General features: G+C 36.9%; 14 protein-coding genes and 1 riboswitch. Of the genes, 10 read left to right on the top strand and 4 right to left on the bottom strand.

The genetic code is table 11. The features are described 5' to 3' along the window. From ACIQYS_RS06880 to tatA, 5 genes are all read left to right on the top strand, one after another. Entirely contained in the window at window positions 1–666 is a 666-nt protein-coding gene (locus ACIQYS_RS06880; RefSeq protein WP_402976626.1) for a 2-hydroxy-3-keto-5-methylthiopentenyl-1-phosphate phosphatase, read from the top strand. After that, a complete protein-coding gene (locus tag ACIQYS_RS06875) occupies window positions 663–1280 on the top strand; it encodes a methylthioribulose 1-phosphate dehydratase (protein ID WP_402976623.1) in 618 nt (205 codons plus the stop codon). The genes ACIQYS_RS06880 and ACIQYS_RS06875 overlap by 4 nt, the downstream gene beginning before the upstream one ends. A 15-nt stretch (window positions 1281–1295) precedes the next feature. After that, window positions 1296–1829 (top strand): 1,2-dihydroxy-3-keto-5-methylthiopentene dioxygenase, encoded by a 534-nt coding sequence (locus tag ACIQYS_RS06870; RefSeq protein WP_402976620.1) that lies wholly within the window; start codon window positions 1296–1298, stop codon window positions 1827–1829. A gap of 221 nt (window positions 1830–2050) precedes the next feature. Further along, window positions 2051–2806, top strand: coding sequence for a twin-arginine translocase subunit TatC (gene tatC / locus ACIQYS_RS06865; RefSeq protein ID WP_402976617.1), 756 nt, complete (start codon window positions 2051–2053; stop codon window positions 2804–2806). Window positions 2807–2831: 25 nt separating this feature from the next. Then, window positions 2832–3035, top strand: a complete 204-nt coding sequence (gene tatA, locus ACIQYS_RS06860; protein WP_402976614.1) for a twin-arginine translocase TatA/TatE family subunit — start codon at window positions 2832–2834, stop codon at window positions 3033–3035. Window positions 3036–3080: 45 nt separating this feature from the next. Here the strand turns inward: tatA and ACIQYS_RS06855 are convergent, their stop codons facing one another. From ACIQYS_RS06855 to ACIQYS_RS06840, 4 genes are all read right to left on the bottom strand, one after another. Next, the gene (locus ACIQYS_RS06855) at window positions 3081–4247 is read right to left on the bottom strand and encodes a TraB/GumN family protein (RefSeq protein ID WP_402976611.1); all 1167 of its coding nucleotides are present in this window, start codon (window positions 4245–4247) and stop codon (window positions 3081–3083) included. Between the two features lie 600 nt (window positions 4248–4847). Beyond that, window positions 4848–5582, bottom strand: coding sequence for an amino acid ABC transporter ATP-binding protein (locus tag ACIQYS_RS06850; RefSeq protein WP_402976608.1), 735 nt, complete (start codon window positions 5580–5582; stop codon window positions 4848–4850). An 18-nt stretch (window positions 5583–5600) separates the two neighbouring features. Next, window positions 5601–6353: an amino acid ABC transporter permease gene (locus tag ACIQYS_RS06845; RefSeq protein WP_402976605.1), complete on the bottom strand. Its 753-nt coding sequence runs from the start codon at window positions 6351–6353 to the stop codon at window positions 5601–5603. A 63-nt stretch (window positions 6354–6416) separates the two neighbouring features. Further along, window positions 6417–7259: a transporter substrate-binding domain-containing protein gene (locus tag ACIQYS_RS06840; protein WP_402976602.1), complete on the bottom strand. Its 843-nt coding sequence runs from the start codon at window positions 7257–7259 to the stop codon at window positions 6417–6419. A 126-nt stretch (window positions 7260–7385) separates the two neighbouring features. Further along, window positions 7386–7570, bottom strand: a riboswitch (Lysine riboswitch). Window positions 7571–7846: 276 nt separating this feature from the next. On the opposite strand from ACIQYS_RS06840, the gene ACIQYS_RS06835 reads away from it, so the two are divergent. The 5 genes from ACIQYS_RS06835 to ACIQYS_RS06815 all read left to right on the top strand — a co-directional run bounded on the left by ACIQYS_RS06835 (window position 7847) and on the right by ACIQYS_RS06815 (window position 14138). Then, a complete protein-coding gene (locus tag ACIQYS_RS06835) occupies window positions 7847–9250 on the top strand; it encodes a purine-cytosine permease family protein (RefSeq protein ID WP_402976599.1) in 1404 nt (467 codons plus the stop codon). A gap of 399 nt (window positions 9251–9649) precedes the next feature. After that, window positions 9650–11203 carry a bifunctional metallophosphatase/5'-nucleotidase gene (locus ACIQYS_RS06830; RefSeq protein WP_402976597.1) on the top strand — a complete coding sequence of 518 codons (1554 nt, stop codon included), beginning with the start codon at window positions 9650–9652 and terminating at the stop codon, window positions 11201–11203. 168 nt (window positions 11204–11371) lie between these two features. Then, a complete protein-coding gene (locus ACIQYS_RS06825; protein ID WP_402976594.1) occupies window positions 11372–12415 on the top strand; it encodes an ABC transporter ATP-binding protein in 1044 nt (347 codons plus the stop codon). A 7-nt stretch (window positions 12416–12422) separates the two neighbouring features. Further along, on the top strand, window positions 12423–13301 hold the full coding sequence (locus ACIQYS_RS06820; RefSeq protein ID WP_402976591.1) for a carbohydrate ABC transporter permease: 879 nt from the start codon (window positions 12423–12425) through the stop codon (window positions 13299–13301). 12 nt (window positions 13302–13313) lie between these two features. Beyond that, entirely contained in the window at window positions 13314–14138 is an 825-nt protein-coding gene (locus ACIQYS_RS06815) for a carbohydrate ABC transporter permease (protein WP_402976588.1), read from the top strand. The last annotated feature ends 96 nt before the right edge of the window (window positions 14139–14234 follow it).

The following is a 14234-nucleotide window of genomic DNA, read 5'->3' as shown; positions in this document are numbered from 1 at the left end:
ATGAAAAAACTAGTCATCTTTTGCGACTTTGATGGCACGATTACGACTCAAGATAATATTATCTCTATTATGAAGCAATTTGCTCCTCCCGAGTATTTGCAGATCAAAGAGAATATTCTGGGACAAAAGCAATCGATTCGTAAAGGTGTCACGGATATGTTCGCACTACTTCCTGTTTCACTGAAAGATCAAATTACAACTTTTTTGCTAGAACAAGCACAAATTCGCGAAGGTTTTGCTGAATTTGTTTCTTATACAAAACAAAACAAAATTTCGCTTTATATTGTGAGTGGCGGAATCGATTTTTTTGTGAATCCAATGCTTGAGCCGTTCGGACCGTTTTCCGATGTTTATTGTAACGAATCGGACTTTTCGGGGGATACGATACAGATTAATTTTCCACATGGATGCGATGAGCAATGTACAAACAAAGGCTGTGGCTGCTGTAAGCCATCTATTATTCGCAGGCTCCAAGACAGTGATGCATTAAGCGTTGTCATTGGAGATTCTATAACAGATCTAGAAGCTGCTAAATTAGCAGACATCGTCATTGCACGAGATTTCCTGATAGAAAAATGCGAAGAACTTCTTATTCCATATGAACCGTTTGAAAGTTTCCATGATGTCATAAACATAATAGATGCAAAATTAGGTGTAGAAATATGACAGCACTTCAAAACAAATGGGAAGAATTAGCTGACATTAAAGACGAACTAGCCGCAAGAGATTGGTTCATGGGGACTAGTGGGAATTTAGCGATAAAAGTGAGCAATCATCCACTACACTTTTTAGTGACAGCTAGTGGAAAAGATAAAAAGAAGCGGACAATGGAAGACTTCTTACTCGTAGACACTAATGGACTTCCAGTTGAAAAGACCGATTTAAAACCATCTGCAGAAACATTACTGCACTGTGCCATATACGACAAAACATCAGCTGGATGTAGTCTTCATGTACATACAGTGGCGAATAATGTTATTTCTGAAATATATGGTGATGAGGGAAAAATTGACTTTCAAGGTCAAGAGCTTATTAAAGCTTTTGGTTTATGGGAAGAGGATGCGTTGCTCTCTATCCCTATCATTCCAAATCACGCGCATATTCCAAGCCTGGCAGAAGAATTTTGTTACCATATACATGCTGATAAAGGAGCCGTACTAATACGAAACCACGGTATCACTGTTTGGGGAAAAGACGTTTTCGAAGCAAAGAAACTATTAGAAGCCTGTGAGTTTTTATTTCAGTATCAACTAGCACTACTTCAAATAACATCAAAATAAGAGAGGAAGATTGAAATGGCTATCATTAAAATTCAGGGAACAAATGAAACAATTGAAGCACAAAACGAGGTTGCAGCATTTTTAGAAGATCAAGAGGTTGTTTATGAACATTGGGATATTGAAAAGTTACCGGTACACCTTCGTGAAAAATTTGATCTAAGCGATGCAGAAAAAGTGGAAATTCTACAAGCTTTTCAAACGGAGATTGATGACATTTCAGAACGTCGTGGCTATCAAGCATCCGATATAATTTCGTTATCTGATTCTAATCCTAACTTAGATGAACTTTTGAAAAACTTTGAACGCAAGCATATTCACACAGACGACGAAGTGCGCTATATTGTAAGCGGCCATGGCGTGTTTATCATCCAAGGAAAAGATGAGCGTTTCTTTGAAGTACATTTAACACCTGGGGACCTGATTTCTGTTCCTGAAAATATTACGCATTACTTTACACTTTCGGAAGATCGTAAAGTAGTTGCAGTTCGAATCTTCGTCACAACAGAAGGCTGGGTACCAGTTTACCAAGACGAAGTTGCTCAAAGCTAAATCAAAAACTCCTAAATTGCCGTATAAAGCAATTTAGGAGTTTTTTATCAATTATTAAGTAAATAGCGGGTACTTTTATTTACAAATTCACTGGAAAGAGTATAATGTGAAGGTGACGTAAGTCTATATTACTCACTGTAAAATCTATTTTTGACTAAATGAATTCTAATAAAATAAAAGCAAACTTCACTTTGTTTGAGAAGATGGGGTGGTAAAACCTAATGACACAAGAACCAGAATTGACACTTGTCGAACATTTAACAGAACTACGAAAAAGGCTTATCATTGTAGCAACAACATTTATCCTTTCACTTGCATTAGGATTTTGGCTTGCTCCAAAGACATTAACTTTTATAAAAAAACAACCTACAGCCGCCCATGTTGAATGGAACGTGTTTGGTTATACAGATGGTCTTATGATTTATGTTAAATGTGCTCTAATTTTAGCTATTTTAATCACTTTACCCATTGCAATGTATCAAATCTGGTTATTCGTAAAACCAGGTTTATTGGAGAAAGAAGCACAAGGAACAATTTTCTTTATACCCGTTTCGTTCTTTTTGTTTTTAGCAGGGATAAGTTTTAGTTATTTTATTCTTTTTCCTCTTATGTTGAACTTTATGTCTAGTATCAACGATTCTATAGGAGCTTTAGAAACTTATGGAATGCAACAATACTTTACATTTATGTTTAACTTAATTATTCCTGTAGGCATTGTTTTTGAATTGCCAGTTATTATTTTATTCCTAACAAAGTTGGGTATAATAACACCAGATCGATTGAGAAAAATGAGAAAGGTTTCATACTTTATACTAGTAGTAGTGGGAGTTTCTATCACACCACCAGACTTTATCTCTGATTTTATCATCGTTGTTCCATTACTATTACTTTTTGAAATAAGTATTCTTGTTTCTAGCTGGTCGTATAAAAAACAACTAGCAAAAAGAGCACTTGAGGAAGAAAAATTAGCAAAATAACCTATTATTCGAGGAGGAACATCCCATGCCAAATATCGGTGTACCAGGGTTAATCATCATTTTAGTTATTGCTTTAATCGTTTTCGGACCTTCTAAACTACCTCAATTAGGTAAAGCGGTAGGACAAACGTTAAAAGAATTCAAAAACTCTACAAAAGATATCGTGGATGAAGTAGCAGAAGAATTTAAGTTAGACGACAAAGAAACAGATACTAAAAAGAAAAACTAATACGAAAAGCCAGCTATCCTTTGGAATAGCTGGCTTTTATGATTTTTAAAAATTTTTAAAGAATAAGCGAATAACATCTGCGCCGCCTAAGAGTGTACCTAAAGATCCAACTAAATTAGTTAGAACGACTACTAATAAAATACGTGTAACTTTATTACGCCAAAAACCTTTTATCGTAAATACATCTTCCGAAAGAGTTTCAAAGTCCCCTATATTAGGACGACGAATATATGCTTGCACAATCCCTGATACCCAACCAGATGCTATTAGAGGATGTAATGTAGTAATTGGTGCTGCCACAAAAGCAGATAGTATAGCAAGCGGATGTGCCAAAGCAATAGCCGCTCCGATAGCTGCCGTAGTACCAGTCCACAGTATCCAACTTAAAGCTTGATCTAACCCAGCAGTAGGGTTGGCTAAAAAGGTGTAAACAACAATTGCGATAAGAAGGACCGGTATTGCCCATCCTATAATCTTAGGCACAATTGATTTGGGAGGTATCTCGACCAACGCTTCTAGGTCATGTTCTTTGTGTATTTCTTTCGTGATACCCGGGACATGAGCAGCCCCTAATATAGCAACTATCTTATTTCCTGGAGCATCTTTTATTTTTTGAGCTAGATATTGATCTCGTTCATCAATTAAAGGAGTCTTTAACTTAGGGAAAGATTCCGTAAATTCAGCAAGAACGGCATTTAACGTATCTTGCGTTTTCATTTTTTCTAGTTCTTCTTCTGAGATTGTTTCCTTGCTAAAAATACTAAAGATTACTCCGTTAAGTAGTTGTGCTTTCCCCATAAATCCAAGGTTATGCCAAATCCGAGAAAAGGTGATTTGAATATTGCGGTCTGCAAGCACTAGCTCTGCTCCCGTTTCTTTAGCAGATTCAATCCCTTGAATCATTTCTTGCCCAGGTTTTATCTCAAATTGCTTTGCTAAACGATTTTGGAAAGAGGATATTGCTAGATTCATCAAAAGCAATGTGGCTTTCTTTTCTTTAATCACTTTAAAGATGTCTGTTTCTTTCCACTTGCTTCCTTCCATCACCGATTGATATCGTTGGTCATCTAGTTCTATACAGACAGAATCTGGTCTTTCTGCTTCAATTACTTCTTTTACTTGTTCTGCACTTTGTTTAGATACATGCGCTGTTCCGATTAATATTATTTCTTTACCGTCTAAGTTTATACGAGTAATATTCTCTTCTCTCACAAGTTTCTTCCTTCGTTGAGTATATTTCTTTTACACAAATTCTTGGTAAAAGACTGTCTATTATTAATAATGAATTAGTTGGGCGTAAATTTCAATTATGTTTTACAATTAATATAGAAAAATGAATAATAACAAGTAGACAGTGTAGGGATAATACGTCTTAAGGAGATTACCGCTAGGATTTCCGTGCAGGGCGGACGCTTTCCGTGGGGTGAGTGATGAGCCTTCACCGACGCTTGCGCGTACGTTGTGAAGTCTCATCTTACTCACTTGATCCCACTGGAGTCGCCGCCCTTCCGCTACAATCCAGTAGAGCTTGCTATTTACTTAGCATACTAGCAGTAAGAAATATTACGCATTATCGGGAAGAGTCTTCACTATGAAAATAAGCCGAATATTTTTGCCGCAGCGCGCCGGGCCGCATGAGCCGCAGTCATGAGACCCACTCGTGTGCAACACGAGTTGGCTCATGCAAGGTGCGGCAAGTGCGAAGGCTAGCGGTCATCTTAAGGCGCATTATCCCTAAAAGGTTACGTACTTTTTTTCTATAAAAAAAGACATCCGTTTACGATTCAACATAAATGGATGTCATATCCTTTTTTACTTTAATGTACGTTTTAAAAACTCTCTCGTACGTTCTTGTGTAGGATTATTGAAAATTTGCTCTGGGCTTCCTTCTTCTGCAATAACTCCTTTGTCCATAAACACGACACGGTCAGAAACTTCTTTCGCAAATTCCATCTCATGCGTAACGATTAACATCGTAAGCCCTGACTCAGCAAGTTCCTTCATGACTTTTAGAACCTCTCCTACCATCTCAGGATCCAGTGCCGATGTTGGTTCATCAAATAACATCACGTCTGGTTCCATCGAAAGTGCACGAGCGATTGCCACACGTTGCTTTTGCCCTCCAGATAGCTGGTTTGCTTTTGCATTTACGTATTGATCCATCCCAACGACCTTTAAATAATTCATCGCTATTTTTTCTGCTTCTTCTTTAGAACGTTTTAACACTTTTATTTGTCCAACGACACAATTGCTCAACACATTATGGTTGTTAAACAAGTTAAACTGTTGGAAAACCATCCCTAACTTTGTACGATAAGCGTGGATATCGTGTTTGTCGTCTAAAATATTTTCACCATTGTAAATAATTTGACCACCACTTGGTTTTTCTAATAGATTAATACAACGAAGAAGCGTGGATTTACCAGATCCAGACGAACCGATGATACTAACCACTTCTCCTTTGTTTACAGAGAAATCGATGTCTTTTAGTACTTCACGTGCTCCAAAGGATTTGCTTAAATGTTGTATATCAATTACTTTTTCCATTATTGCTCCTCCTTCGTCTTAGCTTTCTTTCGTATTTGTTAAAGCTACTTGTGCCGGTTGACCAATCATGCTGTAGTTTTCCGGTCCATCTAGTTTTCTTTCAAAATAACGTAGTATTAATGTTACCGTGAACGTCATAACGAAATACAAAATACATGCTACGAAAAATGGTTCAAAGTATTTGAAACTCATTCCCGCAACTGTTTTAGTTTGGAAATATAGTTCCGTTACCCCTATTACATTTAGTACAGAGGTATCTTTAATATTAATGATAAATTGGTTGCCTGTTGCAGGTAAAATATTTCGAATAACCTGTGGTAATACAACGTGAAGCATCGTTTGTACATGATTCATACCGATTGCTTGAGCCGACTCAAATTGACCTTTATCAACAGAAATCACTCCACCACGGACTATTTCTGCCATATACGCTCCTGTATTAATGGATACAATAAGGATAGCTGCTGCAGTTCGGTCCATATCTACTCCAAACGCCATTGCGGACCCATAGAATATAACCATCGCTTGTACAATCATTGGTGTTCCACGGAAAAACTCTATATAAACTGATAGAATAATATTGACTATTTTTAATAAAACTCTTTTAACTTTTCTCTCAGGTGTTGGTATTGTACGAATAACACCTGCTAATAAACCGATAATCGCACCGATGATTGTACCTATTATGGAGATTAAGAGTGTCATACCTGCTCCGCGAAGAAACAGTGGCCAATTATTAATAACCATCGTTATAATCCACTCAATACTCATACTTTCACTCCCTTATATATCAAAACCGACTGCAATAAGTCGCAGCCGGTTCGCTCGTCTTCATTATTGAGCAGCTGGTTGATTTAGAATTGCTTTGTCCATGATTTCTTGACGTTCTTCTTCCGAAATCTTTGCCAATACTTCATTTATCTTGTCCGTTAATTCGCTACCTTTTTTAAGACCAACTGCTACTGCTGTTTCTTCTTCATCCGCAACAAATCCATCTGTAAATTCAACCATTGCAAAATTTTCATTTGCAGCGGAAGCACTAATACCTTCCGGACGCTCGGATACATACCCGTCAATCACACCTGATTCCAAAGCTACACGCATTGCAGAGAAATTATCAGACGCTGGTTGTTTTTGGACACCTTTGATTTGATCAATAACACCATAGTGGGAAGTATTCAATTGACCAGTGATTTTCGCTCCACTAAAGTCTTGAATAGATGTAGCATTTTCATATGGTCCGCCTTTTTTAACAATCATTACAAAGTTCGATGTGTAATAATTATCAGAGAAATCGATTGACTGTTTGCGCTCTGCCGTTGGTGACATACCTGCAACAATTGCATCTATTTTACCTGACTGTAATGATGGTACTAATCCATCCCATTCTGTTTTGACAACAACTAATTCTTTCCCTAAACCTTCTGCAATCTTTTTAGCGATTTCTACATCGTATCCACCAGCGTATTCTGCGTTTCCAGAGATTTTCACTCCACCGTTTGCATCGTCAAGCTGAGTCCAGTTAAACGGTGGGTAACCAGCTTCCAAGCCAACTGTAAATGTATTATCACTTTCTTGTGAAGAAGATCCCGTTTTTTCTGTATTATCCGTTCCACATGCTGCTAAAAATAGCACGACAGATATGAATATTGTTAATAATGCTAATTTGTTTTTCACTTGTATTTCTCTCCTTTTATTTTTAGTTTATGTTTAAAAACAATAAAAAAGGACAACCTACAAAAAAGATCTGAGATGAACTCAGGTCGCAATTTGTATAGTTGCCCTAAATCCTCTACTTTACCCAAATGAGATAGCACACCACGATAAACCGGGACGTTTAAAGTGGACAGTCCTGCAATTGTTCACTGCAGACCCAGCATGTAATACGGAGAAATATTTACAAACTTCGGCGATATTTCCTTCTCCCTAGCATCATTGCTTCTCAAACTCCACTAAGGACTAATAAATATCGCGCCTCTACCTCACTGTTTAAGTGAGGTTGTATTTAATTATTGTTCATAGTCTACAACATCAGGTACTATGTGTCAACCGGTCTCCCCTCAAAAATTCATCCAATATTTTACTTTTAGTGAGTATTATTTATTGTTTATACTACGTAAAATTAGCTATAAACTCCCCCTCTTTTAACACTTAATTTGATAAACCCTTGCTTTTTCTGGTATTATAGAGGATGAATGAATTGGGATACGAATATATAAACAAAAATGGAAGTCAAATTTATATACAAAAAGGGAGTTGATATTATGGGATCTGTCCAAGTCGCAGATCACAAAGTGTCAGAAGAAATGAAAGATGATTACTCACTAGACAGAGTGCCAAGAGATCAGAGAAAAGCAGGTTGGTTTAGTATTACTAACATCACTTTTGGTATCGCAACGGCAATTTTTTATTTTCAAATGGGAAGCGTTATGGCACTCCAATTCGGAGCCATCAATGCCATCATATCCTCCATATATGCGATAATCGTTGCTGGTATACTCGGAACATTCATTGCTTATCTTTCAGCAAAATCCGGTATGAATGTCAATTTATTATCTAGGGGTGGAGGTTTTGGTTACATAGGTGCATCGTTAACCTCATTCATTTATGCAACAAACTTCATCATGTACTGTGCATTTGAAGGTCTAATTTTAGTTTCCGCAGTTCACACCTTTTTCCCCGTACTACCAGAATGGGCTCTAATCATTTTCTTCGGATTAATCGTTATTCCATTAAATTGGTTTGGAGTCAAACAGCTCGATAAACTACAAAAGTGGTCATTGCCGATTTTCGTTATTTTTTTAGTGGCTGCCATTATTATGTCATTCTACAAACCTTCCGTTTATGATGGAGCTTTTTGGACATATATGCCAGAAGGTGTCCAAATGGGTGGACAAGCTTTATTGCTTTGTATCGGAATGCAACATGGAATAATGGGTCTTACAGCATTACTATCATCGGATTACGCACGTTTTCTTAAACCAAAAGATATTAAATTTGGATCTTTAGCCATTGGGTTTGTTCCCCAAATTTTCTGCTTTGGCGTAATGGGTGGACTTGGTATATGGTTTGGTGTTCGTTTAGGTGAACCAAATCCAGGTGTTTACATCGTTCTGCTTTTAGGTATTGGTGGCGTGTTATTCACGATGTTAACGCAATTACGAATAAACGTTACAAATATATACAGTAGTTCCTTATCCCTTGCTAATTTCTTCGAAAACATTTTTAAATTTACACCAGGTAGACGCTTTTGGGTAGTTGTCACTGGATTAGTTGCGATTGGCTTAATGCTTTGTGGTATTGTAGATCATCTAGATACGGCGATGACGTTCCAAGGAGTCTTTTTACTTGCTTGGGCTACTATATTAGTTACCGACGCAATGATTGTGAAAAAGCTATTAAAAATTGGACCACGTTATTATGAAGCTCGACACGAGTTTTTATATAAATGGAATCCTGTTGGAGTCGTTTCTCTACTTATCTCTAGTGGATTAGGAACGATAGCTGCATTAGGATATATGGGATCATTTTTGCAAAGTACCGCGGCATTTTTTGCAGCGATCTTAGCATCTATACTTACGGTTATTTTAGCAATTTCTACTAAAGGAAAGTACTATAGCAAAGGTGAAACCCCTACAGACATTCCTAAGGAAGATTACATTGCTTAATAGGTAAAAATAGATTACCTCTTTAACTTCTATTAACCAATCGATCAGCCCGCCATTCATTTTCTCGACTGATTTCCATGTTGCCTTTTTGACGAGGCATTTGATTCGTTTCACGCTATATGCACACTTCTTTTGGTGAAGCTGTGTTTATAGTATGCTGGTCATTTGATTGGTTTTTCATTCGTAGTTCCTCCAACCTATATACCTCAACATTTTTCCACATATATAAAGAATCGAGTAGCCAGCCTAAGATAGGTTGGCTACTCTTATTTACTTTTAATTCTTCAGACAAATTTTTACCGAGATATTCACTGTAAATTTTTTGTAAACCAAGCAAGTTTCCTTCAAAACTTTGTTATGATGAATGAAACTCTCTATAGAAAGTGGCGAAAATGATTCATGAAAAAAATAACGATACTGCAAACAAGCGATATTCACGGTAGTGTCTATCCTATAAACTATGGAAATAATGAAAACGCAAATGTTGGACTAGGGAAAATAGCGTCAGTCATACATCGGGAACGCCTTATAGATGACCAATTAATCCTGATCGATAATGGAGATTTAATCCAAGGAACGCCTCTAACCTATTATTATGTTCAATTTTTACAAGATCTACCTAACCCAATGATTAGTCTTTTAAATCACTTGAAATACGATGCGTCGGTTATTGGAAACCATGAATTTAACTATGGCATGGACGTATTAAACCGTGCGATAGATGAATCCAACTCCCCTTGGTTATCCGCAAACATTGTAGATGAACAATCAAAACAACCCTATTTTGGTCGCCCTTATATAATAAAAGAAGTAGAAGGCGCAAAAATAGCTATATTAGGCGTCACAACTCATTACATTCCAAATTGGGAAAACGAACAAAATATCGCAGGTCTAGCATTTCATGATGCCCTTCAAGAAACCAAAAAATGGGTTGCGTATATAAAAGAACAAGAAAATCCAGATGTACTTATTGTTTCCTATCATGGTGGTTTTGAACGGGATCTCGAAACTGGCGAACCAACTGAAAACTTAACCGGGGAAAATCAAGGGTATGCTATATGTAAAGAGATCGAAGGAATTGACGTTTTGCTCACTGGGCACCAACATCGTTCGTTGACTGGCAATATTAATGGCATAGAAATTGTTCAACCATCTAATAATGGACAAATGATAGGTAAAATTGTGCTAACGCTAAATGAAGAAAATGAAATTATGCATAAAACATCCGAATTATTAGTAGTAGACGATGTAGAGGCAGATGAAGAAATGCTAAAAATCACTGCTAGCATTGAAGAAGAGACACAAAAGTGGTTGGATCAACCAATTGGAAAGATCGAAGGCGATATGTTAATAAAGGATCCCCTTTTAGTTCGAACAAGTGACCATGCTGCTATCGAATTTATAAACAACGTACAAATGGACATTGCTGGAGTAGAAATTTCCAACACCTCTATGTTTAACAATGCAACTCCCGGATTCGAACCAAATGTAACGATGCGTGACATTATTTCTAATTACATGTTCCCGAATACACTAAAGGTTCTTCGCCTGTCCGGTAAGGATATTAAAGAAGCGTTGGAACAAAGTGCACAATACTTTACCTTGAATGAAGAAGGCTCGCTAGAAGTAAACCCTTCTTATATATATCCAAAGCCGCAACATTATAACTATGATATGTGGGAAGGTATCGAGTACGTATTGGACATTCGTAATCCGGTTGGAAAACGGGTTACCACACTGAATGTTAAAGGTGCTCCTATACAGTTAGACGGTGAATACGATGTTGTGATGAATAATTACCGCGCTGGTGGGGGAGGAAACTTTATGATGTTCCAAGATAAATCCGTTATCAAAGATATTCCAATGGATATGACAGAAATACTTGTAAATTATATACGCGAAAGACAAACAGTAAAAGCAACGATCAATCATAATTGGAAGGTTATTTGGTAGTCAAGTTAAGAAAAAAACTATAAATTACACCTTCAGAAGAGTTGAGCTTATCAACTCTTCTTTTTTATTTACACAACGTTAATTGAATCTTTACACTACATCAATTTTCAAATGCACTTTCACTGCTATACTGAACTGCTACACAAAAATAATCAAAGGAGCATTACGATGACCATTACACTAAATAATATTTCTATGAAATTTAACAATACAACCGCAGTAAACCAATTATCTGTCACTATTCCTAAAGGAGAGCTTGTCTCTATATTAGGACCAAGTGGTTGCGGGAAAAGTACAACACTATTTATGCTTGCTGGACTTTATCAACCAACCGATGGATCAATTTTATTTAACGATAAAGACGTTACAAAGCTTACACCGGAAAAACGTGAGATAGGAATGGTATTTCAAAACTATGCCCTTTATCCGCATATGACTGTTTTACAAAATATTATGTTTCCTTTAAAAATGCACAAAGTGAAAAAAGCAGAAGCAAAGAAAAAAGCGATAGAAATGGCTAAGCTTGTAGAAATTGATCATCTATTGGATCGAAAACCTAGTATGCTGTCAGGTGGTCAACAACAACGTGTAGCGATTGCAAGAGCCTTAGTGAGAGAACCTGAAATTTTATTACTAGATGAACCACTATCTAATTTAGATGCACGCTTACGCTTAACAATGCGGGAAGAGATTAGAAGAATCCAACAAGCACTAAAAATTACGACTGTCTTCGTTACGCATGACCAAGAAGAAGCACTTAGTATATCCGATCATGTTCTTTTGATGAATCAAGGAGAGCTTATGCAGTTTGATGTTCCTGAAAATTTATATGATGAGCCGAATCATCAATTTGTCGCAAGTTTTATCGGTTCCCCGTCCATGAATTATTTTGAAGGGGAGATTGTGAATGGAACATTGAAAACGCCATTTGGATATGACGTGGCCATGGAAGCACCTAATCAACCGGTTCAAATTGCGGTTCGTCCTGAAAACCTTTATCTTTCTACTAGCGGATTCCAAGACGAAGTACGATTAGTGGAGCGTGTAGGAAAAGATACACTTGCCGTTATTGGTTCTGAAACAGATAAAAAACGTCTGTTCCTGCAAAAAGGGGAACAAATAGAAGTTGGACAAGCAGTATATGTGCAAGCAGATAAAGATGCCATTCGTGTTTTCCAAAAAACTGGGGAAAGAATCTATTTAAAGGGGTAAAGGTACGATGAAACTTAAAGATACAGCTAAAGCCTTTCTTTACTTATTCCCTGCACTGCTCATTATCGGAGTATTTGTCATTTATCCAATGATTAAATCATTTCTAATGAGTTTTTATGCAGACTATGACTTTTTCAATGATGTCGTTTATCGATATGGATTTGATAACTTTGTTTATTTGTGGCATGACCAGGTTTTTCATCAAGCATTGAAAAATACACTTATCTTTGTGCTAGGTGTAGTACCAATTTCAATTATTTTATCCTTATGGATTGCGTTAATGCTGAACTCTATTACCGTGCTGAGTAAGTTCTTTAGAACGATTTATTTTATTCCATTTGTTACGAGTGTCGTAGCAGTATCTATTGTATGGCGTTGGATTTTTCACTCGAACTATGGAATTATGAATTATTTTCTCGGGTTCTTTGGGGTCGATCCAATTCAATGGTTAACAAGTACAGAATGGGCAATGCCTGCACTGATCATTTTGGCCATTTGGAAGGGATTAGGCTATAACATTATTATTTTTTTAGCAGGCCTACAAACGATTGGAGATTCCTATTACAACGCCGCTAGAATTGACGGAGCGAATCGTTGGAATCGATTTATACATGTCACGGTGCCGCAGCTTGCTCCTACGACATTCTTTATAACAATTATTTCGATTATCAATTCATTTAAAGTATTTGATGAAATTTATGCATTATTTGATGGGCAAGCTGGACCGTCTAATAGTGCGTTAACCGTTGTGTATTACGTATTCAATAAGTTTTACGGAGAGTGGAACTTTGGCGTTGCATCAGCAGCTGCGTATGTTCTATTCCTGATTATCTTCATTTTTACATTAATCCAGTTTTATATTAGTAAGAAAAAAATCACTTATTAAGGGAGTAAGCTCATGAAAACCAGTCCTCTTTCGAAGACATTTATATACGTCATGCTTGGTATTGGTAGCATTTTAATGCTATTACCCTTCGTTTGGATGATCTCCACTTCACTGAAAAGTGGAAATGAAGTCATGATCATGCCACCTGTTTGGATACCGGAAACATTTCGTTTTGATAATTTTGCAGCAGCTTTTGAAAAAGCGCCTTTTGCAACTTACTTTGTTAACTCGGTTATTGTGATGGTTTTTAGCACATTAGGCGAGGTTATCACAACTATTTTAGCTGCCTATGCATTTAGCCGTTTAAACTTTTGGGGGAAAGATGCGTTATTTGCACTTTTAGTTGGAACGATGATGGTTCCTGGAGAAGTGTTATTAGTTCCTAATTTTGTTTTACTTTCTGATTTAGGTTGGATTGATCGGTATGAGGCATTAATCGTTCCATGGACCGCAAGTATATTTTCTATCTTTTTACTGCGTCAGTTTTTCTTAAAGATTCCGAAAGAGTTAAACTATGCCGCTCGTGTGGATGGATGTACGAATTTTAGATTTTTATGGTCGATTATGATCCCAATTGCCAAACCTGCGTTAATTACGATTATTTTATTGAAAGCAATCGGATCTTGGAACGCATTTTTGTGGCCGTTAATCGTCACGAACTCAAAAGAAATGAGAACATTACCCGTTGGATTAACGAGCTTTACAACAGAGGCTGGTACTGTGTATGAGCTGCTTATGGCTGCATCGACGATGATTATCTTCCCGATGATTATATTATTCATTTTCTTACAGAAGTACATCATCAAAGGAATTGCAGGAGCTGGTATTAAGGGATAAGTAAAAAAACATGCATTTGAGGAGGTGTTGCTTAGGGATTTTGAAGTATTGATAATTAAGAATTCTACATGTTTCAAAACATTAAAAAATAAGGGA

Origin of the sequence: Psychrobacillus sp. NPDC096426, from assembly GCF_044762745.1 — a bacterium.
In the GTDB taxonomy this organism is placed as follows: domain Bacteria; phylum Bacillota; class Bacilli; order Bacillales_A; family Planococcaceae; genus Psychrobacillus.
The sequence above is the reverse complement of the archived record's forward strand: the minus strand, read 5'-3'. Positions and strand labels throughout refer to the sequence as shown.